This window comes from Streptomyces pactum (assembly GCF_002005225.1).
Classification (GTDB): domain Bacteria; phylum Actinomycetota; class Actinomycetes; order Streptomycetales; family Streptomycetaceae; genus Streptomyces; species Streptomyces pactum_A.
In genome coordinates, this window is record NZ_CP019724.1 from 7,050,413 (window position 1) to 7,071,805 (window position 21,393).

Annotated in this window: 19 protein-coding genes and 1 pseudogene; 10 read left to right on the top strand and 10 right to left on the bottom strand. The window is 74.1% G+C overall.

Annotation, left to right across the window (positions count from 1 at the left end; genetic code table 11):
* Positions 1–104: 104 nt before the first annotated feature.
* The 3 genes from B1H29_RS30455 to B1H29_RS30465 all read right to left on the bottom strand — a co-directional run bounded on the left by B1H29_RS30455 (position 105) and on the right by B1H29_RS30465 (position 2,960).
* Complete coding sequence (locus tag B1H29_RS30455; RefSeq protein WP_055415870.1) at positions 105–1,451, bottom strand: MFS transporter; 1,347 nt, start codon at positions 1,449–1,451, stop codon at positions 105–107.
* 73 nt (positions 1,452–1,524) lie between these two features.
* Positions 1,525–2,301 carry a glycerophosphodiester phosphodiesterase gene (locus B1H29_RS30460; RefSeq protein ID WP_055415869.1) on the bottom strand — a complete coding sequence of 259 codons (777 nt, stop codon included), beginning with the start codon at positions 2,299–2,301 and terminating at the stop codon, positions 1,525–1,527.
* Positions 2,298–2,960 carry a YczE/YyaS/YitT family protein gene (locus B1H29_RS30465; protein ID WP_055415868.1) on the bottom strand — a complete coding sequence of 221 codons (663 nt, stop codon included), beginning with the start codon at positions 2,958–2,960 and terminating at the stop codon, positions 2,298–2,300. The genes B1H29_RS30460 and B1H29_RS30465 overlap by 4 nt, the downstream gene beginning before the upstream one ends.
* 101 nt (positions 2,961–3,061) lie before the next feature.
* Between B1H29_RS30465 and B1H29_RS30470 the strand changes: the two genes are divergently transcribed.
* The gene (locus tag B1H29_RS30470; RefSeq protein ID WP_055415867.1) at positions 3,062–4,561 is read left to right on the top strand and encodes a PLP-dependent aminotransferase family protein; all 1,500 of its coding nucleotides are present in this window, start codon (positions 3,062–3,064) and stop codon (positions 4,559–4,561) included.
* A 262-nt stretch (positions 4,562–4,823) separates the two neighbouring features.
* Here the strand turns inward: B1H29_RS30470 and B1H29_RS30475 are convergent, their stop codons facing one another.
* Together B1H29_RS30475 and B1H29_RS30480 are read right to left on the bottom strand one after the other, a co-directional pair.
* A complete protein-coding gene (locus B1H29_RS30475; RefSeq protein WP_055415866.1) occupies positions 4,824–6,656 on the bottom strand; it encodes a hypothetical protein in 1,833 nt (610 codons plus the stop codon).
* Between the two features lie 51 nt (positions 6,657–6,707).
* On the bottom strand, positions 6,708–6,902 hold the full coding sequence (locus tag B1H29_RS30480; protein ID WP_055415865.1) for a hypothetical protein: 195 nt from the start codon (positions 6,900–6,902) through the stop codon (positions 6,708–6,710).
* 299 nt (positions 6,903–7,201) lie between these two features.
* On the opposite strand from B1H29_RS30480, the gene B1H29_RS30485 reads away from it, so the two are divergent.
* The 5 genes and pseudogenes from B1H29_RS30485 to B1H29_RS30510 all read left to right on the top strand — a co-directional run bounded on the left by B1H29_RS30485 (position 7,202) and on the right by B1H29_RS30510 (position 13,118).
* Positions 7,202–7,594 carry an ankyrin repeat domain-containing protein gene (locus B1H29_RS30485; protein WP_055415864.1) on the top strand — a complete coding sequence of 131 codons (393 nt, stop codon included), beginning with the start codon at positions 7,202–7,204 and terminating at the stop codon, positions 7,592–7,594.
* Between the two features lie 333 nt (positions 7,595–7,927).
* Positions 7,928–9,346, top strand: coding sequence for a HEAT repeat domain-containing protein (locus tag B1H29_RS30495; protein WP_055415863.1), 1,419 nt, complete (start codon positions 7,928–7,930; stop codon positions 9,344–9,346).
* Positions 9,347–10,011: 665 nt separating this feature from the next.
* Positions 10,012–11,139 (top strand): glycosyltransferase family 4 protein, encoded by a 1,128-nt coding sequence (locus B1H29_RS30500; RefSeq protein ID WP_055415862.1) that lies wholly within the window; start codon positions 10,012–10,014, stop codon positions 11,137–11,139.
* Positions 11,136–12,296 (top strand): glycosyltransferase, encoded by a 1,161-nt coding sequence (locus B1H29_RS30505; RefSeq protein WP_055415861.1) that lies wholly within the window; start codon positions 11,136–11,138, stop codon positions 12,294–12,296. Before B1H29_RS30500 ends, B1H29_RS30505 begins: the two co-directional genes overlap by 4 nt.
* Positions 12,293–13,118 (top strand): annotated as a pseudogene (locus tag B1H29_RS30510) (SGNH/GDSL hydrolase family protein). Before B1H29_RS30505 ends, B1H29_RS30510 begins: the two are co-directional and overlap by 4 nt.
* Before the next feature lie 284 nt (positions 13,119–13,402).
* Here the strand turns inward: B1H29_RS30510 and B1H29_RS30515 are convergent.
* From B1H29_RS30515 to B1H29_RS30535, 5 genes are read right to left on the bottom strand one after another with little or no spacing between them, the layout of a single operon-like run.
* Entirely contained in the window at positions 13,403–14,272 is an 870-nt protein-coding gene (locus B1H29_RS30515) for a biotin-dependent carboxyltransferase family protein (RefSeq protein ID WP_055415860.1), read from the bottom strand.
* Positions 14,269–14,907 carry a 5-oxoprolinase subunit B family protein gene (locus B1H29_RS30520; RefSeq protein WP_055415859.1) on the bottom strand — a complete coding sequence of 213 codons (639 nt, stop codon included), beginning with the start codon at positions 14,905–14,907 and terminating at the stop codon, positions 14,269–14,271. The genes B1H29_RS30515 and B1H29_RS30520 overlap by 4 nt, the downstream gene beginning before the upstream one ends.
* The gene (locus B1H29_RS30525) at positions 14,904–15,662 is read right to left on the bottom strand and encodes a LamB/YcsF family protein (RefSeq protein WP_055415858.1); all 759 of its coding nucleotides are present in this window, start codon (positions 15,660–15,662) and stop codon (positions 14,904–14,906) included. Before B1H29_RS30525 ends, B1H29_RS30520 begins: the two co-directional genes overlap by 4 nt.
* A gap of 45 nt (positions 15,663–15,707) precedes the next feature.
* Positions 15,708–16,541: a putative hydro-lyase gene (locus tag B1H29_RS30530; RefSeq protein WP_079160545.1), complete on the bottom strand. Its 834-nt coding sequence runs from the start codon at positions 16,539–16,541 to the stop codon at positions 15,708–15,710.
* Positions 16,538–17,860, bottom strand: coding sequence for an MFS transporter (locus tag B1H29_RS30535; RefSeq protein ID WP_055415857.1), 1,323 nt, complete (start codon positions 17,858–17,860; stop codon positions 16,538–16,540). The genes B1H29_RS30530 and B1H29_RS30535 overlap by 4 nt, the downstream gene beginning before the upstream one ends.
* A 179-nt stretch (positions 17,861–18,039) precedes the next feature.
* On the opposite strand from B1H29_RS30535, the gene B1H29_RS30540 reads away from it, so the two are divergent.
* The 4 genes from B1H29_RS30540 to B1H29_RS30550 all read left to right on the top strand — a co-directional run bounded on the left by B1H29_RS30540 (position 18,040) and on the right by B1H29_RS30550 (position 21,391).
* The gene (locus B1H29_RS30540; protein ID WP_055415856.1) at positions 18,040–18,735 is read left to right on the top strand and encodes a GntR family transcriptional regulator; all 696 of its coding nucleotides are present in this window, start codon (positions 18,040–18,042) and stop codon (positions 18,733–18,735) included.
* Positions 18,736–18,858: 123 nt separating this feature from the next.
* Positions 18,859–20,385, top strand: coding sequence for a hypothetical protein (locus tag B1H29_RS30545; RefSeq protein WP_055415855.1), 1,527 nt, complete (start codon positions 18,859–18,861; stop codon positions 20,383–20,385).
* A complete protein-coding gene (locus tag B1H29_RS39900; RefSeq protein WP_267891918.1) occupies positions 20,382–20,513 on the top strand; it encodes a hypothetical protein in 132 nt (43 codons plus the stop codon). Before B1H29_RS30545 ends, B1H29_RS39900 begins: the two co-directional genes overlap by 4 nt.
* On the top strand, positions 20,510–21,391 hold the full coding sequence (locus tag B1H29_RS30550; protein ID WP_055415854.1) for a hypothetical protein: 882 nt from the start codon (positions 20,510–20,512) through the stop codon (positions 21,389–21,391). Before B1H29_RS39900 ends, B1H29_RS30550 begins: the two co-directional genes overlap by 4 nt.
* Positions 21,392–21,393 lie beyond the last annotated feature (2 nt).

Consider the following 21,393-nt stretch of genomic DNA (forward strand, 5'->3'; position numbering starts at 1 on the left):
ACCTCTGCAAACAGATGCGACATAGCGTTTCGGCACCTTTGACGCGCAGTAACGGTACGCCTGGCAGGCCAAACGCGTACACTACAGCCCTTTCGCGCCGAGTGCTAAATCCTTTCGGGTACCGGGTTGCCCGCGTCGCCGATCGCCCGCCGCACCGGGACCCGCGCGAGCAGGGCGAAACCGATGACGAAGAAGGCCACCAGCGAGATGATCGCGTCCCGGTAGCTCCCGGTGAGCTGGTAGGTGAGGCCGAACAGCAGCGGCCCGAGCCAGCTCATCCCGCGGTCGCTCAGCTCGTACGCCGAGAAGTACTCGGCCTCCTTGCCGGGCGGCACCAGGTGGGAGAAAAGCGAGCGGGACAGCGCCTGGCTGCCGCCCAGGACGAGACCGATCCCGGCGGCCAGCACGAAGAACCACACCGGCTCGCCGGCCGGCAGGAAGTACCCGGCCGCGAGCGTCACGGTCCAGGCCACCAGCGACCCGAGGATCGTGCGCTTCGCCCCGTACGTCCGGGCCAGCCGGCCCAGCGCCAGCGCGCCCGCCACCGCCAGGAGCTGGACCAGCAGGACGGCCACGATGAGCGTGGACTGTCCGAGGTCCAGTTCCCTGGAGCCGTACACCGAGGCCTGGGAGATCACCGTCTGGATGCCGTCGTTGTAGACGAGGTACGCCAGCAGGAAGGCCAGCGTCAAAGGACGGCGCCGCATGTCGCGGACGGTCGCCGCGAGCTGCCGGAACCCGGGCAGGGCGGACTCCCGTGCGGGAGCGCGCCGGTCCCGCAGCCGCCGTAGCGGGATGAGCGCGAAGGCGCCCCACCACAGACCGGCCGACGCCAGGCAGACACGGACCGCGGCGCTCTCGCTCAGCCCGAAGGAGTCGTGGGCCGTGTAGAGGATCAGGTTCGCGATCAGCACCAGGGCCCCCGCCGCGTACCCGAAGGCCCAGCCGCGGGAGGAGACCGCGTCGCGTTCCTCGGGCGGGGCGATCTGCGGCAGGTAGGAGTTGTAGAGCATCATCGCCACCGACTGAGCGGCGTTGGCGACGACCAGGAGCAGACCGCCGAGCAGGTAGCGGTCGCCGTCGAGGAGGAACATGCAGGTCGTGGCCGCGGCCCCGGTGTACGCGGCGGCGGCCAGCAGCGGCTTCTTGCGGCCCGAGCGGTCGGCCGCGGCCCCCACCAGGGGCATCACCAGCACCGCCACGATCACCGACAGCGACACCGAGTACGCGAAGAACGACCCGGCGCGCACGGGTATGCCGAGCGGGTGGACGTATCCCTCCGGGTCCGCCGCCGACTCGGCGACCGACGTCAGGTAGGGCCCCAGGAACACGGTGAGCACGCTCGTGGAGTAGACGGAGCACGCCCAGTCGTAGAAGTACCAGCCGCGCTGTTCGCGCCGCCTGCCGTCGGCGCCGTCGGCCGCTTCCGTCCGCAGGGTGTCGGTGCCCACCCGTGCCCTCGCTTCCCCGTGAAAGCGCGATCCCGGGGGCTCGGTCGCGGATCCCGGACGGTCCCGGACCGTCTCAGACCCAGACGCCGCGGTCCTCCATGACCCTGCGCAGTGTGTCGATGTGATCGGTCATGATGCCATCCACTCCCAGGTCCAGGAGCCGGTGCATGCGGTCGGGATCGTTCACCGTCCACACGTGCACCTGGAGCCCGCGCGCGTGGGCGGCGCGCAGGAAGCGGTGGTCGACCACCTGGATGCCCGACTGGACCTCGGGCACCTGCGCGGCCACCGCCGAGCGGCGCAGCGAGGCCGGGACGCCCCAGGAGCGCAGCCGCAGATTGAGGACGCCCCGGGTGCCGTACGAGGTGGCCAGGCGCGGGCCGGCCAGGCGCTGGGCGCGCACGACGCGGGCCTCGGAGAACGAGCCGACGCAGACCCGGTCCCAGGCGTTCGTCCGGCCGATCAGCTCCAGCAGCGGCAGCAGCGCGGTCTCGGCCTTCACGTCGATGTTCCAGCGCACCTCGGGGAAGGTGTCCAGCAGCTCCTCGAAGAGCGGCACCGGCTCCTCGCCCGCCACGCGCGCGCGGCGCACCCTCTCCCACGAGAGGTCGGCGATCCGCCCGGCCCCGTCCGTCATCCGGTCCAAGGTCGCGTCGTGGAAGGCGACGAGCTTCCCGTCCCGCGTGGCATGGACGTCCGTCTCGATGTAGCGGTAGCCCGCCTCTGCCGCCCGCCGGAACTGCCGCAGCGTGTTCTCCAGGCCGCCCGCGGCCCCGCCCCGGTGGGCGAAGGCGATCGGGCCGGGATGGTCCAGATAGGGATGGCGGGGGTGGCGTATCGGGGTGCTCACCGACGCAGTATCGCGCGGCGGGGTTGAGCGGTGGCAACCACCGTGCTGCCGCCGGATGCCGACGGGACGGCGAACACGCGCAGGAACACCTGCGCGAGCGGGCCGATCGTCACGGCGTACAGCAAGGTGCCGACGCCGACCGTGCCGCCGAGGGTGAAGCCCGTGGCCACGACGGTGATCTCGACCGCCGTGCGCACCAGGCGCACCGAGAGCCCCGTGCGCCGGTTCAGCCCGGTCATCAGGCCGTCGCGCGGGCCCGGACCGAACCGTGCGGCGATGTACAGCCCGGTCGCCGCCCCGTTCAGGACGATCCCCGCCACCATCATGGCGATGCGCAGCGTCCAGCCGTGGGCGTCGGGCACGACGGCCAGCGTCGCGTCCATCGCGGCGCCGATCACCAGCACGTTGGAGACCGTGCCGAGGCCCGGGCGCTGGCGCAGCGGGATCCACAGCAGCAGGATCGCCGCGCCCAGCAGGGTCAGCACCACGCCCATCGGCAGGCCGGTGCGCTCCGAGAGGCCCTGGTGGAGCACGTTCCACGGCTCCAGACCCAGTCCCGACCTGACCAGGAGCGCCGAACTCGCGCCGTACAGCACGAGACCGCCGAAGAGCTGTGTCAGTCGCCGCGTGAGATGCCGCTGCCCGGTCTGCCTGGACAAGTCGTGCCCCCTGTGTGGTGGTAGTGGCCTGCTGCATGACACCCTGTGGCTTGAGAAGGAGAGCCAACCATGGCCAATTCGGGGAAGGTGGACTGATTTCCATGGCGCAGTGGACCTCTGCTGTGGGGGCGGGGCAGCTCGCTCGGCTGCTCGGCTCCCAGCAGGACCGTCCGGCCGGGCCCGGCACCCGTCGCCCGCCCGCCTACCGCGCGCTCGCCGACGGCATCCGGCTGCTGGTGCTCGAGGGACGCGTGCCGGTCGCCGCCCGGCTGCCCGCCGAACGCGAGCTGGCCCTGGCCCTGACCGTCAGCCGCACCACCGTCGCCGCCGCCTACGAGGCGCTGCGCGCCGAGGGCTTCCTGGAGTCCCGGCGCGGCGCGGGAAGCTGGACCGCGGTGCCGGCCGGGAACCCCCTGCCGGCGCGCGGTCTGGAGCCGCTGCCGCCCGAGGCCCTCGGCTCGGTGATCGACCTCGGCTGCGCGGCGCTCCCCGCGCCCGAGCCCTGGCTCACCCGGGCCGTGCAGGGCGCCCTGGAGGAGCTTCCCCCCTACGCGCACACCCACGGCGACTACCCGGCCGGGCTGCCCGCGCTGCGTGCCATGATCGCCGAGCGCTACACCGCGCGCGGGATCCCGACCATGCCCGAACAGATCATGGTGACCACCGGGGCGATGGGTGCGATCGACGCCATCTGCCACCTCTTCGGGGGGCGCGGCGAGCGCATCGCCGTCGAGTCGCCCTCGTACGCCAACATCCTGCAGTTGATGCGCGAGGCCGGGGCCCGGCTGGTCCCCGTCGCGATGGCCGAGGGGCTCACCGGCTGGGACGTGGACCGCTGGCGCCAGGTGCTGCGCGAGTCCGCTCCCCGCATCGCGTACGTCGTCGCCGACTTCCACAACCCCACCGGCGCGCTCGCCGACGAGGACCAGCGGCGACGGCTGGTGGACGCGGCCCGCTCGGCGGGGACGGTGCTCGTGGCCGACGAGACGATGAGCGAGCTGTGGCTGGACGACGGGGTCGAGATGCCGCGCCCCGTCTGCGCCTTCGACCCGGCCGGGTCCACGGTGGTCACCGTCGGCTCCGCCAGCAAGGCCTTCTGGGCCGGGATGCGCATCGGCTGGGTGCGGGCCGCGCCCGACGTGATCCGCAGCCTGGTCGCCGCGCGCGCGTACGCCGACCTGGGCACGCCGGTACTCGAGCAGCTCGCCGTGAACTGGCTGTTCAGTACGGGGGGCTGGGAGCAGGCCGTCCAGGTGCGGCGCGAGCAGGCCCGGCGGAACAGGGACGAGCTGGTGGCCGCCGTACGCCGGGAACTGCCCGGCTGGGAGTTCGAGGTGCCGCGCGGCGGGCTCACCCTGTGGGTGCGGACCGGCGGCCTCTCGGGTTCGCGGCTCGCGGAGGCGGGGGAGCGCGTGGGGGTGCGGGTCCCGTCGGGGCCGCGCTTCGGGGTCGACGGGGCCTTCGAGGGCTACGTCCGGCTGCCCTTCACCGTCGGTGACGCGGTGGCCGAGGAGGCCGCGACGCGCCTGGCCGCGGCGGCCCGGCTGGTGGAGAACGGGGCCGCGGGGGGCGGCGAGGCACCGCGGACGTTCGTGGCGTAACGGGGGGAGGGGGTGGGCGGATCGCCTCTGCGTCCCTTCCGGGAGGCGGCACCCTGACGACCGCCCAGGAGGTGGCGATCTGACGACCGCGCAGGAGGTGGCGATCTGACGACCGCGCAGGAGGTGGCGATCTGACGACCGGCGCTTCGGCGGGCGGCGCCGGGCACGGGGGCGGCCCGGGCGCCGGATCATGGCGGCCCGGGCCGTTCCCGTGCCCGGTGGGCGCGGGACGCGCGCCGGACCGGGGTCGGACCGGCGTTCGTCAGGAGGTCTCGGCCGCCACCGCCTTGGCGGGAACCGTCTCCGGCGTGGCCGGCTCCACCGCGGTCACCTCCCGCGCCGCCGTTTCCACCGGGACCGGCGTCGCCTCCACGGCGACCCGCGTCGGCTCGGCCGAGGGAGGCGTCGGATCGGCCCCGACCGGCATCGACTCGGCCGAGACCGGCGCCGCCCCGGCCGCGGCCGGTGTCGGTTCGGCGTCCGCCTGCGGCCGCTCCGGTTCTGGTTCGTCCTCGACGTCCTTCTTCTCGAAGACCTTCCTCCCGGCCTCCTCCTCCGCCACGGGCACCTGCTCTCCGTCCGCCGGTGTCGTGCGCGGCGGGAGCAGGTCGAGCACGGCCTTCCGGTGGGCGTCGCTCGTCGCGTCGTCGTAGGGGTCCGGCGTGGCCGGGACCTGGAGGCGGTGCACCGGTCCGGTGCCCAGGCGGGCGTATCCCCGGCCGGGCGGCACCTGCTCCACGGGCGTGGTGTGCGGGGGGACGCCGAGCACCGTCGCCAGCTCGTCCGCCGTGGCCGGGCCGAGGACGACCCGCGCGCGCGTGTGCTGCCGTACGGCGTCGCTGAGGCTGTCCAGGGCGTCCAGTTGGTCGGCGACGACCACCGTCACGTTCGCGGCGCGGCCGTGCCGCAGGGGGACCTGGAGCAGGGACTGCGGGTCCTTGCGGCCGTCCGCGGCGGCCAGGTGCGCGAACGCGCTCGGCCGGTCCAGGAAGACCCACAGCGGCCGCTTGGTGTCGTCAGGCGCCGGCCGGCCCTCCTGACGGGCCCGGTTGACGGAGATCAGCCGGCGTTCCGTCTCGGCCGCGGCCCACTCCAGGCTGGTCAGCGCCCCGGTGAGGCCGCACTCGACGGCCAGGACGCCGTCCCGGCCGACCAGGCAGGCGTACTCGCCGGTGCCGCCGCCGTCGACGATCAGCAGGTCGCCGTGGCGCAGTGCCTGGAGCGCGACCGAGCGCAGCAGGGTGGACGTGCCGGTACCGGGCTGCCCCAGGACCAGCAGGTGGGGCTCGGTCGAGCGGATGCCGGTACGCCAGACGACCGGGGGCACGTCGCGCCGCTCCGCGCCGTGGGTGAGCGGGAGGGTGCGCTGGACCCGGGTCGGGTCGGTGAAGCCGAGGACGGTCTCACCGGGCGCCGTCACGAAGCGCTGTGCGGCGATGTCGGTGGGGAGTGCCGGGAGTACGTCGACGGAGAGGTGGTTGGCCTCTTCGTCCCAGGTGAAGCGGTACTCCCGGCCCCGGCCGGACTTGGCGGTGAGCAGGTGCTCGATCCGGGCCCGGGCCTCGGCCTCCCCGTCGGTGAAGTACGCGGGGTAGCGGATCACCAGGTGGGCGAAGCGGCCGGTGCCGTCGAACTCGTACGCGGGGAACGCCTTCTCCCACGTGCCGCCGTGGACGTACAGGGGTTCCGGGTCCTCCGTGATCGAGAAGTACGGGACCAGCGCCTCGTAGAGCGACTGCAGACGCGTGGTCCGGGAGCCGTCGGGACCCTCCGGCTCCGCCGGGGTGCGGTCCCTGCCCTGCCAGGCTGCCGCCGCCATCAGGGCGATGACGGCGAGCAGTGGGCCGTACGGCACGAGGGCCACGACCAGGACCACCGAGGCCACCAGGAACAGCAGCGCGCCGCGCCGGTCCTTGGGGGTCTCGGACCATCTGCGCCGCGCGGCCGCGGCCAGGCGGCGCAGACCGCGGGCGATCGTGATCAGCGGCTGGAGGACGTCGGTGGCACTGTCGGCCGCCGTCCGGGCCAGCTCCCGGCTCCGGGCGAGCTGTGCGCCGCCGTTGCTCAGAATGCGGGGGAGGGGCCGCCGGGCCACTGCTGCCTCCTGGAGTGCGTACGTGCGGATGTCGGGCGGGGAGAGCGGGCTTCAGAACTTGATTCCGCTGAGGAGGCCCGCCAGGCTCTCGCCGCCCGCCTTGATGCTCGGGGCGATGGCCGTACTCGCCAGGTAGAAGCCGAACAGGACCGCGACCAGCGCGTGCGAGGCCTTGAGGCCGTCCTTGCGGAAGAAGATGAAGACGACGATGCCGAGCAGGACCACGCCTGAGATCGAGAGGATCATGTGAATTCTCCTGGTTCGCGGGGACAGTCACCATGAGTACTTCCAGGCTCACAGCATGTATCCATACGATAAAAGGTGCAAATGGGGGAATTTTCGTCGAATTACCCCACGCGGCGGAGTAGTCCTTGGGCCGGTTGAGCACGGCTGTTGCGCCCTGCCGGGTCGGTGCTGATCTTTACCTCGGGCACCTCGGCTCATGTGCGGCGCGAGCCAGTACCCTGGCGATTCACTCGCACGGCCGCACCGCTCGCGGTCGTGCGCACAGTCCCCGGTATTCGTAGTGAGAGGTGGTCCGGCCGATGAGTGAAGCCCCCGACCCGGAGGTCGTGGAGCTGGCGACCAAGATCTTCGATCTGGCCCGGCAGGGCCGGACCGAGGAACTGGTGGCGTATGTGGACGCCGGGGTCCCCGCCAATCTCACCAACGACCGCGGCGACTCCCTCGTCATGCTCGCCGCCTACCACGGCCACGCGGAAGCGGTGCGCGCGCTGCTGGCCCGTGGCGCCGAGGTCGACCGCGTCAACGACCGGGGTCAGACGCCGCTCGCCGGTGCCGCCTTCAAGGGTGAAACGGAAGTGACCAGGGCGCTTCTGGAGGCGGGCGCGGATCCGACCGCCGGTACGCCGTCGGCCGTCGACACGGCGCGGATGTTCGCCCGGACAGAGCTGCTGGAGCTGTTCGGCGCCCAGTGACCGGACGCCGACCCGGATGGTTCCGGGTCTGCTCCACACGTTCTGACCAGGGAAAATACGAATAGCGGGGGAGGCGGTACCAGGCCGCCGAAATTTCGGTCGCGGCAGATGTGACCGCCGGGTCATCATGACGACGTGGTTCACGGACGTGATGGCTGGGCAGGTGTTGCCGCACCGCGCGGGCCGTGACACGGCCCGCAAGGGCCACCGACGAGAGGCAGAGGAACATGGTCTTCAGCAAGCAAGAGACGGCGGGCGCTTCGACGTGTTGGCGCACGGCCAGGTAACGCGTGCTCCCCGGTTGCGTCGACGCTTGATGTGAGGCTGTTTCCCATGTTCGATCCGGTCATAGCGCCCAGCGGTACGCTGCTCGGCCTGCTTCAGCGGGGTCGCGGCGACGGCACGCTGCATGCGCTCACCGCTCCGCGCGCCGAAGCGCTCGCGGCACTGAACCACTGCGTGCTGCACGACCCCCGCCACGACTGGCAGGTCGAGAACCGCTCCCTCTACTACGCCCGCCTCTACCTCGATCTCAACGGCGAGCTGGACGCGATCGAGGCCCACCTCTTCGACCCCGAGGACGTCCTGGACGCCGACGAGTCACGCACCGGGCTGGCCCTCGCCGTCCTCGGCCACCTCGCCTCCTACGGCAGGCTGGACGCGCTGCGGTTGTTGCGCAGGTACGCCGCCCACGGCGTCAACTGGGCGTGGGCCCTGGACGAGCTGGCGCTGCGCGACGACGACGCCGGTCTGCGCGCGCTCGCCGCGCCCGTGCTGGCGCGCTTCCCGCACAATGCCGAGGGCGACGCCGAGCTGGCCGTCGCCGTGCGGGACGCCTTCGAACCCCGGCCCTGGCGGCTGTGGGCCGACGATCCGCGCGAATCGATCGCCACGCGCGTGCGCGCCGCTCACGAGACGGGCAGCTTCGACCGCTGGCAGCGGCAGATGAGCCCCACCGGACCGCGCCCGGGCTGGAGCGTCCGGGCCGTGTTCGAGTGGGCCCAGCAGGGCGTCGAGCGCGGCGCCGCGCTCCATGTGCCCGCCGCCCGGTGCCTCACGGCCGTCGCCGGCCCGGAGGACCGCCCCGAGATCGTCGAGGCCGCCCGGTCCGGCGACGAGGGCGCCCGATGTACCGCCCTGCGCTATCTCGCCGACGGCAACGACCCGGAGGCCCTCGGCCTGATCGAGGGCGCCGTGACCAACGGCTCGACGCCGGTCGTGGAGGCCGCCGTCGCCGCCTTCGAGCGGCTGCGCAGCCTCGCCGCCGTCGACCTGGCACGCCGCTGGGTGCACCGGCCCGACGCCCTCGGCGCCGCCGCCGGGCGCGTACTCGCCTGCCGGGGCGGGACCAAGGACCGCGACCTCGTCCTCGCCGCGCTGCGGGAGGCGGTACGGGGTGAAGGCCCCGACGCGCCGACCCTGTGGACCCTCGTCGACGGCACCGGCCGGCTCGGCATCGTCTGCGCCGCACCCGTACTGCGCCACATCTACCGCGAGACCGCCTCCTCCCACCTGCGCGGGCGGGCCGCCCGCGCGCTGGCCGCCACCGACCCGTCCTTCGCCGCGGGGTTCGCCATCGAGTGCCTGTGGGACTGCGAGGAGACCACCCGCGAACTCGCCGCCCGCCACGCGGAGACCGGCGACAACCGCGTCGTCGAACGACTGCGCCGGCTCGCCGCCGATCCGGCCGAGGAGGACGAGGTCCAGACGGCCGTACGCAGCCGCTTCGGACCGGACGCGCCCGCCGTGTGAGCGGGCGGGGCCGGCCTCGAGCAGGAGCGGGGACGGCTGCGAGGACGGGGGAGACGGCTGCGAGGACGGGCAGGGACGGCTTGGAAGGCGGAGGAGACGGCCAGGGCGGGCAGGTCGGCTCGCGGGCGCTCGAGCGTGAGCGGCGGGAGGGGGCCGTACGGTCGCGGGCTCGTGTCCGGCCCATGTGAGGCGGACCCGACGTGGTCTTCGGCGCGAGCCGCCGCCCCGCTTAGGCCGTCCGCGCGCCAGGCTCTCGCCCACGAGGCCGTCCGCTCGGGATGCCGCGGGGCCGCCGGCCGTCCGCGCGTGAGGCCGCGGGGCCGCCGGCCGTCCGGTCTCGTGCACTGGCCCGGCCCGGCCCGGGCGTCGCTCCACCGGTCCGCCGGGCCCGGTCCCCGCGTGCGGGCGGCCCCCGCCCGAGCGGGCGTCGTCGCTGCGGGTCGCCGGGCGCCGTTCCGCGGGGCGCCGGATGCCGTCCTCGCGTGCCGCCAGGTGTCTTCCCCTTGTGCGTCCGCCCGGCGGGTGAACGACGGATGGCCCGCGGGTACGGCGGGCGTGGCCGCGGTCTGCCCCGCTCGGGCGGGCAGGGCAACGCTCATGGGACGTTCCTCGACCGGAAAGATCGACGTTGACGCGAGCACGTCCGGTTCGGCGACAACACCGGCATGCGTGTCGTCATCGTGACCGAATCCTTTCCCCCTGATGTGAACGGCGTCGCCCACTGCGCGCTCCAGACCGCCCGGCACCTCGTCGACCGCGGTCACGACTGCGTCGTCGTCGCCCCGGCCCCCGCTCCCGGCAACGGGGCGGACGCCTCCGCCCCGTGCCCCCTCGTCCGGATTCCCTCCCTCCCGCTCCCCGGCTACCCCCAGGTCCGCGTCGCTCTCCCCAGCCGGCGCGTGGCCGCCGCGATCGCCGACCACCGTGCCGACCTCGTCCACCTGGCCGGCCCCTTCGTCCTGGGCGTGCGGGGCATGGCCGCCGCCGCCAGGCTCGGTGTCCCCGCCGTCGCCGTCTACCAGACCGACCTCGCCGGATACGCCCGTACGTACATGGGGGCGGGCGAGGCGGCGGCCTGGCGGCGCATCCGTTCCGTGCACTCCGCCGCCGACCTCACCCTCGCCCCGTCCGGTGCGGCTCTGCGCGACCTCCGGGCGCACGGCGTGCCCCGGGTCGGCCTGTGGCCGCGCGGGGTGGACACCGTCCGCTTCCGGCCCGACCGGCGCGACGAGGCACTGCGCCGCGAACTCGCCCCGCACGGGGAGCTGATCGTCGGCTACGTCGGGCGGCTCGCCCCCGAAAAGCAGGTGGAGCTGCTCGCCGGTGTCTGCGGCCTGGACGGCGTGCGCGTCGTGGTGGTCGGCGACGGACCCAGCCGGCCCGGCCTGGAGCAGGCACTGCCCGGCGCGGTCTTCCTCGGCCGCCGTACGGGCGACGACCTCGCCCGGGTCTTCGCCTCACTGGACGTCTTCGCGCACACCGGCCCCTTCGAGACGTTCTGCCAGACCGTGCAGGAGGCCATGGCGAGCGGTGTGCCCGTCGTCGCGCCCGCCGCGGGCGGTCCGCTGGACCTCGTGGCCGACGGCCGCACCGGGCTGCTCGTGCCACCGCGCGACGCCGCCGCCGTACGGGACGCGGTGTGGTCGCTGACCGCCGACCCCGCGCTGCGGGCCGCGTACGGGGCGGCCGGGCGGGCGGCCGTCGAGGGGCGTACCTGGGCTGCCGTCGGCGACCGGCTGATCGGTCACTACACGGACGTCCTCACCTCGCGGAAGGCGGTGATGGCGGCATGAGCGGCGCGCTGCGGATCGTCCGGCTCGCCAACTTCGTCGCACCCGCGTCCGGCGGCCTGCGCACCGCGCTGCGCGAGCTGGGCAAGGGCTTCCGGGCGGCCGGACACGACCCGGTCCTCGTCGTCCCCGGCGAGTACGCCGACGACCGGGAGACCGAACAGGGCCGGGTGATCACCCTGCCGGGGCCGTTGCTGCCGGGCACCGGCGGCTACCGCGTCCTGACCGGCAAGCGACGCGTGGCCGCACTGCTGGAGGAGCTGGCGCCCGACCGGCTGGAGGTCTCCGACCGCACCACGCTGCGCTGGACCGGCAAGTGGGCCCGGCGGGCCAGGGTCCCCGCCGTGATGGTCTCCCACGAGACCACCGACGGTGTGCTGCGCACCTGGGGTCTGCCCGAGCGGACCGCCCTGCGCACCGCCGACGCCCTCAACATCCGTACGGCGCACACCTACGCGCGCGTGGTGTGCACCACGGAGTTCGCCGAGCGCGAGTTCGTCCGTGTCGGAGCCCGCAACGTCGTACGGGCGCCCCTCGGCGTCGATCTGACCGGGCGACACCCGGCGCTGCGCGATCCCGGGCTGCGCGCCCGGCACGCGCGCGTGGACGAGACGCTTCTCGTGATGTGCTCCCGGCTGTCCGTGGAGAAACGGCCCGGTACGGCGCTCGACGCGCTGGCGGCGCTGCGTCGGCGCGGGGAGCGGGCGGTGCTGGTGGTGGCCGGGGACGGGCCGTTGCGCCCGCGGCTCGAACAGAGGGCGCGGGTGCGCGGGCTGCCGGTGACCTTCCTCGGCCACGTCGCCGACCGCGGGCTGCTCGGCGCGCTCCAGGCGTCCGCCGACGTGTGTCTGGCCCCCGGGCCGGCCGAGACCTTCGGGCTGGCCGCGCTTGAGGCGATGGCCTGCGGCACGCCCGTGGTGGCCAGCGCGTCCTCCGCGCTGCCGGAGGTGATCGGCGCCGCCGGGGCCGTCGCCGCCGACCACGGGGAGGCCTTCGCGGACGCGGTGGACCTCCTTCTCGGCCGCCGGGAGGCGGACCGGCGGGAGGCGGCACGCGCGCGTGCCGAGTGTTTCGGCTGGGACGCGGCGGTCGAGGCGTTCCTGGCCGCGCACGACGCGACGGCCCCCACGCGTCCCGTCCTGCCGGAGACGGTCTCATGAGACGCGTCCGGTTCGTGGCCCTCGGCGACTCGCTCACCGAAGGCGTGGGAGACCCGGTGGGTGACGGATGGCGCGGCTGGGCCGCGCTGCTCGCCGCCGGGCTCGCCGAGTTCACCAACCTCGCCCTCGGCGGGGCGCAGACCCGTGACGTGGCCGAGCGGCAACTGCCCGCGGCTCTCGCCCTGCGCCCCGACGCCGCGTCCGTCGTCGTCGCGTCAACGACACCCTGCGCCGCACCTTCGACCTTGGCGCCGTCGCCGCCCGGCTCGACACGGTGTACGCCGCGTCGAGGGCCGGGGCGCGCTGCTGCTCACGGCGCGTCTGCCGGACCCCGGGGCGATGCTCGGGCTGCCGGATGTGCCGGCCCGCCCGCTGGCCCGGCGGCAACGGGGGGTCAACGCCGTGGTGCACGCCCTGTCCGACCGTTACGGGGCCGTGCACCTGCACGCGAGCGAGGGCGACTGGATCCCGGACCGCGCCATGTGGAGCGCCGACCGGCTGCACCCCGGCGAGCGGGGCCACCGGCAACTGGCGCTGCGTTGCCACGGCTCGCTCGCCGAGCGCGGCGACGTCACCGGGCCCGCGCCCTCGCCCGAGAACGAGTTCCCCGCGCCCAGCAGGTCGGCGAGCCTGCGGTGGCTGGCCACGGCAGGCACCGGCTGGGTGGCCCGGCGCTGCACCGACCTGCTGCCCCAACTGCTGGCGTTGGCCGCCGACGAACTGCGGCACCGCGCGCGCGGGAGGAGCGCCCGGCTCGACCTGCGCACCTCCGCCGCGATCTCCGCCGCGCTGTCGGCGACGGAGCGACCCGAGGTGGCGTGACCGGCGGCGCGAAAGCGCGAGCCGGTACGGCCGCGTGTCCCAGGCCGAACGGACTGCGGAGCACGGACGGTGCAGCCCGGACCGTGGAGCACGGACGGTAAAGCCCGGACCGCGGAGTGCGGCCCCCAAGTACCCACGTGGCCACCTCCCCGTGGTCGTACGGTGTAGGTGCTCGCGCACGTCGGCACGTCGGCACGCCGGCATGCGGGCCGCCGACCTCGGCGTCGGGCACCCGGCGTACGCGGCACGGCGGCGTCCGTGTTCGCATGGGCCGTACGGCGGTGTCAGCGCCTGCGTACGGCCACGAAACGCACCGGTGTCCCGGGTGCCGCCTGGGCCGCCGCCGGGAGGTCGGCGGTGCGGACCACACCGATCACCGGGTAGCCGCCGGTCGTCGGATGGTCGGCCAGGAACACGACCGGTCTGCCGTCGGGCGGCACCTGAACCGCGCCCAGCACCATCCCCTCACTGGGGAGTTCGCCGGAGCGGGCGCGTTGCAGTGCCGGTCCGTCCACGCGCAGTCCGATGCGGTTGCTCGCGGACGACACCCGGTACGCGCGCGAGGTGAACGTCCGTACCGCCTCCGGCGTGAACCAGTCGGCGCGCGGGCCCGGCGTCACCCGCAGGACCAGCTCCGACGGAGGCGCCGGCTGCGGGGCGACGTCCACGCGCGCGTGCCGCCCGCGCGGTCGCCCCAGGGGCAGCACCACGCCGTCGGCGAGGGGCGGTGGGCCGAGGCCGGACAGCAGGTCGGTGGAGCGGCTGCCGAGGACCGGCTCGACGAGGATGCCGCCGGAGACGGCCACATAGCTGCGGACGCCGGAGTCGGCCGCTCCGACGTTCAGCAGGGCGCCGGCCGGCACACCGACCGGCGCCCCCCAGGGCACCGGCCGTCCGTCCACCGTCACCGGGCAGGGGGCGCCGCCGACCGCCACCGCCACCGCGCACCGCGGCCGCAGGGCGCAGCCGGTGAGCGTGGTCTCCAGGACCGCGGCGTCGGGCGGGCAGCCGACCAGCCGGAGGACCAGCGCCGCCGCGGGCGCGTCGAGCGCGCCGGAGCGGGGGACGCCGAGGTGCGCGTGGCCGGGCCGGCCCCGGTCCTGGACGGTGGTCAGGGCCCCGGCCCGGACGACGGCGAGCGCACGGTCCGTCATGGACCCCCCTGATGCCCGCACCGGGGTCCGCGCGGGACGAACCGCACGCGCGTGCCGGGCGACAGCAGCGCCGCGGGAACGCGCGTGTGGTCCCACAGCACGGCGTCCGTGCTGCCGATCAACTGCCAGCCGCCCGGCGACGAGCGCGGGTACACGCCGGTGTACGGACCCGCCAGTGCCACCGAACCGGCCGGTACCGCCGTGCGCGGGGTGTCCCGGCGCGGGACGTCGTAGCGCGCGGGCAGACCGGTGAGGTACCCGAATCCGGGCGCGAACCCGCAGAAGGCGACGTGGAACTCGGTACCCGCGTGGACGCGGCCCACCTCGTCCTCCGCCACCCCCCAGTGCGCGGCGACATCAGCCAGGTCCGGACCGTCGTAGCGGACCGGGATCTCGACGACGCGACCCGCGCGCGGGGCAGCGGGCGGCACGTCGGCGGCGGCCAGTTCCGAGGCCGGCCGGGCCGGGTCGGCGAGGCCGTCGAGGAGGACGGTGCGGGCCGCCGGGACGATCTCCCGGGCCACGAGCGTGCCCTCCGCGCGGCGCCGCAGCAGATCCGCGTGCAGTGCCTCGGCCTCCTCGCCCGAGGAGACCTCGACGAGCAGGGCGTCGTCACCGACCGGCAGGACGTTCATGCGAAGGCCTCCACGCGGACGCCCGACGCCGCCAGCCGCTTGTGGATCCGGCGGGCCAGTTCCACCGCGCCGGACGTGTCGCCGTGCACGCACAGGGAGCGGGCCCGGACCTCGACACGCGCCCCGGAGAGCGCGGTGACCGTGCCGGAGACGGCCAGGCCAACCGAGCGCTCCACGACGGCGTCCGGGTCGGCGACCACGGAGCCCTCCCGGCCGCGCGGCACCAGTGTGCCCTCGTCGGTGTAGGCGCGGTCGGCGAACGCCTCGGTGACGACCGGCAGCCCGGCCCGGCCGGCCAGTTCCAGCACGCGTGAGCCGGGCAGCCCGAGCACGGGCAGCGCACCGCCCGCGAGGAGCACACCGTCGACGACCGCCGCGGCCTGCTCCTCGTCCCGCACCACCCGGTTGTACAGGGCACCGTGCGGTTTGACGTACGCCACGCGTGTGCCGGCCGCGCGCGCGAACACCTCCAGGGCGCCGATCTGGTAGGCCACCTCGGCCGCCAGCTCGGCGGGCGGCACGTCCATCGCGCGCCGCCCGAAACCGGCCAGGTCCCGGTAGGAGACCTGGGCGCCGACCGTCACACCCCGCTGGGCCGCCAGCTCGCACACCCGTCGCATGGTGGCCGGGTCCCCGGCATGGAACCCGCACGCCACGTTGGCGCTGGTGACGACCGTGAGCAGGCCCTCGTCGTCGGTGAGGCGCCAGCGGCCGAAACCCTCGCCGAGGTCGGCGTTGAGGTCGATCGAGGTCATGTCTCCAGTGTCTCCGGTCTCCGGTGTGTGTCGGGGCGTCCCGGGTCAGAGGACGCGGTACTGCTCGTCCCGTGCGTCGGTGACGAACATCTGCCCCGGCGCGTGGGTGAGGGCGAAGGGCGGGCGCGAGGTCATGACCGCTGCCTGCGGGGTCACGCCGCAGGCCCAGAACACCGGGATGTCGTCCGGCTCGCCGTCCACCGGGTCGCCGAAGTCCGGGCGGCCGGGGTCGTCGATGCCGAGCGCCGACGGATCGCCGCAGTGCACCGGGCTCCCGTGCACCGCCGGGAGCAGGCTGGTCTCGCGGATCGCCGCCGACAGGTGAGCGGGCGGCACCGGGCGCATGGACACCACCATCGGCCCGTGCAGCCGTCCGGCCGGACGGCACTGCCGCGTGGTGACGTACATCGGGACGTTGCGCCCCTGCTCGACGTGGCGGATCGGGACGCCCGCCGCGGTCAGCGCCCACTCGAAGGTGAAGCTGCAGCCGATCAGGAACGACACCAGGTCGTCCCGCCAGTGCGCGCGTACGTCCGTCGGCTCGTCCACCAGCTCGCCGTCCCGCCACACCCGGTAGCGCGGCAGATCGGTGCGCAGGTCGGCGCCGTCGGCGAGCGCGGTGGTCCAGGACCCGGCGTCCGTGACGTCGAGGACCGGGCAGGGCTTCGGGTTGCGGGCGCAGAACAACAGCATGTCGTAGGCCCAGTCGGCGGGCACCGAGATCAGGTTGGCCTGGGTGTGGCCGGCCGCGATCCCGGCCGTGGGGCCGGACAACCCCTCCCGGAAGCGGGAGCGGGCCGTTTTCGGGCTCCACGCGCGCGCGTGCTCGTCGGCGAGAGCGATGGGACGGTCCTCGGGCACGGGATGCGAGTGCTTCACGCCAGTTCCCTTCCGCGTGTCTCCGGCAGCCCCAGCAGCGCCAGCGCCGCGATGCCGTAACCGATGGCGCCGAAGACCAGCGCGCCGCCCACACCCCAGCTATCGGTCAGGAAGCCGACCGTGGTGGGGAAGACGGCGCCCACGGCGCGTCCGGTGTTGTACGTGAAGCCCTGGCCGGCACCGCGCACGGCCGTGGGGTACAGCTCGCTCAGGTACGAACCGAAGCCGCTGAAGATCGCCGACATGCAGAAGCCGAGCGGGAAACCGAGCACCAGGAGCAGGGTGTTGGCGCCGCTCGGGATGTTCGCGTACGCCAGGATGCAGAGCGCCGACAGCAGCGCGAAGAGCCAGATGTTGCGCTTGCGGCCGAGCCGGTCGGTGAGGTGGCCGCCGGTGAGGTAGCCGATGAAGGCGCCCGAGATCAGGAAGGTCAGATAGCCGCCGGTGCCGACGACCGACAGGTCGCGTTCGTCCTTCAGATAGGTCGGCACCCAGGTGGCGAGGGTGTAGTAGCCGCCCTGGACGCCGGTGGAGAGCAGGCTCGCGAAGAGCGTGACGCGCAGCAGGCCCGGGGTGCCCGCGGTGCCCGGCTTGAAGATCGCCGCGAACGAGCCCTTCCCGGCGCCCTTCTCGCGGGCCTCGGCGGCTTTGGGCGCGTCGTGGACGCTGCGCCGCACCCAGACGACGAGCAGCGCGGGCAGCGCGCCGGTCCAGAACATGACGCGCCAGGCCAGATCGTCTCCGACGAGCGAGAACACCAGCGTGTACACGACCACGGCGAGGGCCCAGCCCACGGCCCAGGAGCTCTGGACCGCACCGAGCGTGCGACCGCGGTTCTTGGCGCTCGCGTACTCGGCGACCAGGATCGCGCCGACCGCCCACTCGCCGCCGAAGCCGAGGCCCTGCAGGGCACGGAAGACCAGCAGCGTCTCGTAGTTGGGTGCGAAACCGCAGGCCACCGTGAACACGGCGTAGGTGATCACGGTGAGCAGCAGCGCCTTGACCCGGCCGACGCGGTCCGCCAGAACGCCCGCGAGCGCGCCACCGACCGCCGAGACCACCAGAGTGACCGTGGTGAGCAGGCCCGTCTGGCCGCTGTCCAGGCCGAAGTACGCGGCCAGCGCGACCATCGTCAGCGGGAGTGTGAAGTAGTCGTACGAGTCGAGCGCGTAGCCGCCGAACGCGCCGCCGAAGGCGCGGCGCCCGCGCGGGCCGAGGGCGCGCAGCCAGCCGAACGGGCCGTCGTCCGAGGGGTGTTCACCCGCGTGGGGAGGACGGGTTCGCGTGGGCGGGGCCTGCGGCGGAGGGGTTGTGCTCATGGTGCACCTCGCAGTGGGAGGACGGAGGGTGCTTGTCGACTGAGCCGTGCGGTGCGGTGTGGCGGCGCGGTGAGCGGAGCGGCCGTTGCGTCGTCACCTGTGGGCACCGTAGGGGATCGTTCAACGATCCCTCAATACCCCTGTTGTTTCGTTCTGATATATGCGGTTGAATTCCGGGCATGGCAGAGCAGTTGACGGGACTGGCCGACGACCGTGCCCTCCTCGGGCGCACCAGCACCGCCGAGCGGGTCTCGGACATCCTCAGGAGCCGGATCGCCGAGGGCTACTTCCCACCCGGGACCCGCCTGTCGGAGGACAGCATCGGCGGTGCGCTCGGCGTCTCCCGCAACACGCTGCGCGAGTCGTTCCGGCTGCTCACCCACGAACGCCTGCTCGTCCACGAACTGAACCGGGGCGTCTTCGTCCGCGTCCTGACCGTCGAGGACGTCGAGGACATCTACCGCACCCGCGCCCTCGTCGAATGCGCCGTCGTCCGGGGCCTCGGAGAGCCGCCGTACGACCTGGAAGGACTCGCCGGGGCCGTGGAGGACGGGCGGCGGGCGGCCCGCGAAGGTGACTGGAAAGGTGTGGGTACCGCCAACATCCACTTCCACCGGGAACTGGTCGCCCTCGCCGGCAGCGAACGCACCGACGAGCTGATGCGCAGCGTCTTCGCCGAACTGCGCCTCGCCTTCCACGTCGTGGACGACCCGAGGTGTCTGCACGAGCCGTACATCGCGCGGAACGCCGACATCCTCGCCGCCCTGGAGACCGGCGAGCGGAAGGCGGCGGAGCGGCTGCTCGCGGTCTACCTCGAGAACTCGCTGAAGCGGATCGTGGAGGTCTACCTGCGGCGGGTCGGGGACGAGGGATAGGCCCGGCAGGTCCCGCCGCGGGCCGGACCGCGAACCGGCGCGCGGCACCGGCGGAGCCTGTCGCGTCGGGGTGCGTCTGCGTCGTTTGGGCCGTTGTCAGACCGAGGACCTAGTCTGTGCACCGTGACTTCGCCTGCATCGACGGACAGCGTTCCGCCCCAGCTCAGCGCGGGGCCGCGCCCTGCCCCGGGCCCGGCCGCCGACGAGGGACTGGCGCGGCGGCTGCGCGCGCTCGCCTGCACGGCGCCGCTGCACGACCTCGACGCGCGCAAGGCCAACCTCGCGGGTGAGTACTCGGTCTACGGCATGGCGGAGGTCGCCCTCGCCGCCATCGACCTCGTCACGCTGAACATGGACTTCGACACGGGCGCCGACCACGACCAGATAGTGGCCCGGCTGGTCCCGCGCGTCGCCGCCCAGGCCCCGGCGCGGCCCGCCGCCGAGCACGAGCGGGTGGCCCGCTGGGTCCTGGAGAACCTGATCAACGTCGGCAGCGTCGACCGCGGCTTCCGCGCGGTGTACGGCACCTTCGGGCCGGACGGCACCTACGTGCGCCGCGACTACGACTTCAAGCTCCTCGAAGAGGTGCCCGGCCCCGGCGGCACCGTCTACCTGCGCACCACGGACGAGGCGGTCAACGTCCTCGTCGGCGCCCTGGACACCGACGTCACCAGCGCCCAGATCGCCGCCGAGGTCAAGCTGGAGGTGCTGATCAGCCGCGGCCGCCTCGCCGACGCCCAGCTCGCCGCCGAACAGGCTCGGTACCGGACCGTGCAGTACTCGGAGACCCTGCGCAGGGCCCTCGACGCCACCCGGCGCAACGTCCGCGCGGTGGACTGGCTCAGCGCCGTGCCCGACATGATCGCCGAGGCGCTGGACCACGTCGCCGACCGGTACCGCCACGAGAACGCCATCCTCACCAACATCCGCAAGGCGCGCGACGAGTCCGAGGACCTCGAGCACAAGCGCCGCGCGGCCGAGCTGGTCGACATCGTCAAGGACTGCATCCGCCGCCACACCCAGCTCCAGTCCCGGCTCCTGGAGGCGGGCCCGCTCTTCCGCGCCGAACAGGACCGGCAGGCCTTCGCCACCCCCCTGACGACCTCGGGCCTGGACCTGTACGGCCACCTCGTCGCCCCCGTCCTGCCGTTGCCCCTGGAGCGGGCGCTGCGTGTCACCGACGCCTTCTTCGCGCGGGGCACCGGTCTGCGTACGCCCGTCTCCGTCCGGGTCGGCGACCTCGTCGACATACTGCTGACCCCGCCGGTGGAGCGGGAGCACCTGGGCGCCGAGATGCCGGAGCCCGACCTGATCGCCACCCCGGACGACAGCCGCTTCAGCGAGGAGCAGCTCGCGGCGGCCATGGAGCTGCTCGACCTGCCGCACGACGCCCCGCGCCGGCTTTCCGGGCTGCTGGCCGACGCCCGTGCCAGGGACGCTGAGCTCCCGTACCTCGTGGCCCTGCTGGCCGTCCACGCGGCCAGCCCGCCGGTCGGCACCGCCTACCGGCAGGGCGAGCCGAAGCTGCTGTTCGCCGTGGACGACGGCACCGAGCTGGACGACCCCGAGTTCGGCGGCGCCGACCTCATCGTCGGCACGGCACTGCTGGACGCGGCCGGGATGGCCGCGGACCGCACGGAGGCGGCATGAGCGACCACCCCACGCACCGGCGTCGGGACCGGCACGGCGAGCACGAGCACCAGCAGCGCGAGCACCCCCAACGACAGCCGCAACAGCAGCAGCAACAGCGCCAGCACAGCGAGGAGTACCGACCGTGACCGAGCACGTCGACCGGAGCGAACCGGAGGCGGGTGCCGTGCCGGCCACCGCGGCCGTCACGCCCGCCGACGCCGCCGACGCGGCGCGGCTCGTCGCCTTCGGCCTCCAGCCCAAACTGCTGCCCGCGCGTGACCAGGAGTACGCCGACCTGCTGCGCCGCTACCGCGAGGACCCGCCCTTCGCCCGGCTCGCCGACGCCGTGGCGGCCGGCCTCGGGCTGGTCGTCCTCGAGGTGTCCCCGCGCGCGGGGATGGCCGTGACCGCCGCCGAGGACTCGGTGTTCGCCGTCCGCATGGGCGACTACGCGCGGCGTGCCGCCACCGACTCCGGCGACCGCTTCCTGCACGGCCTCGCGCACCTCGCCGTCGCCGCCATGGCCTACCCGCGCCCCGAGGACCTCGCCGACGACGGCTACATCGGCCGCGTCACGGTCAACGGCGTGGACGCCTTCGTCCGCCAGGCCTGCCGGAAACTCGAGGAGCGGGCGGAGCGGCAGGGGGAGAACACGGACCCGGCCACCGACGCCCCGGGCCTGGAGGCCGCCTGGCGGATCTGGGCCCGGCGCAGCTCGACCGGCGCCACCAAGGACGCGCGTAGACTCCCCGGCTCCACCACCGGCATCGTCGGCAAGGCCGCCGCCTTCCTCACCGAGTCCGGCTTCCTCCAGCGCACCGGCGACGACAACGGCGGTACGTACCGCACCACGGCCCGCTACCAGCTCCAGGTGCGCGACATGGCGGGCAGCGCCGCCATGGCCGAGCTGCTGGACCTGGGTGTCGTCCCGGTGACCGACGGCACGGCGACGCTGCTGCCCGCCGAGGACACGGAGGACCTGGATCTGGTGGCCGACGCCGGACTGCCGTTCCACGCCTCCTGACA

Bases quoted from the DNA above. Each gene is read 5' to 3' on its own strand.
- B1H29_RS30470 (WP_055415867.1), top strand. From the start codon at position 3,062: ATGGCGCAGTGGACCTCTGCTGTGGGGGCGGGGCAGCTCGCTCGGCTG.
- B1H29_RS30480 (WP_055415865.1), bottom strand. From the start codon at position 6,902: ATGATCCTCTCGATCTCAGGCGTGGTCCTGCTCGGCATCGTCGTCTTC.
- B1H29_RS30485 (WP_055415864.1), top strand. From the start codon at position 7,202: ATGAGTGAAGCCCCCGACCCGGAGGTCGTGGAGCTGGCGACCAAGATC.
- B1H29_RS30495 (WP_055415863.1), top strand. From the start codon at position 7,928: ATGTTCGATCCGGTCATAGCGCCCAGCGGTACGCTGCTCGGCCTGCTT.
- B1H29_RS30500 (WP_055415862.1), top strand. From the start codon at position 10,012: ATGCGTGTCGTCATCGTGACCGAATCCTTTCCCCCTGATGTGAACGGC.
- B1H29_RS30505 (WP_055415861.1), top strand. From the start codon at position 11,136: ATGAGCGGCGCGCTGCGGATCGTCCGGCTCGCCAACTTCGTCGCACCC.
- B1H29_RS30515 (WP_055415860.1), bottom strand. From the start codon at position 14,272: ATGACGGACCGTGCGCTCGCCGTCGTCCGGGCCGGGGCCCTGACCACC.
- B1H29_RS30520 (WP_055415859.1), bottom strand. From the start codon at position 14,907: ATGAACGTCCTGCCGGTCGGTGACGACGCCCTGCTCGTCGAGGTCTCC.
- B1H29_RS30525 (WP_055415858.1), bottom strand. From the start codon at position 15,662: ATGACCTCGATCGACCTCAACGCCGACCTCGGCGAGGGTTTCGGCCGC.
- B1H29_RS30535 (WP_055415857.1), bottom strand. From the start codon at position 17,860: ATGAGCACAACCCCTCCGCCGCAGGCCCCGCCCACGCGAACCCGTCCT.
- B1H29_RS30540 (WP_055415856.1), top strand. From the start codon at position 18,040: ATGGCAGAGCAGTTGACGGGACTGGCCGACGACCGTGCCCTCCTCGGG.
- B1H29_RS39900 (WP_267891918.1), top strand. From the start codon at position 20,382: ATGAGCGACCACCCCACGCACCGGCGTCGGGACCGGCACGGCGAGCAC.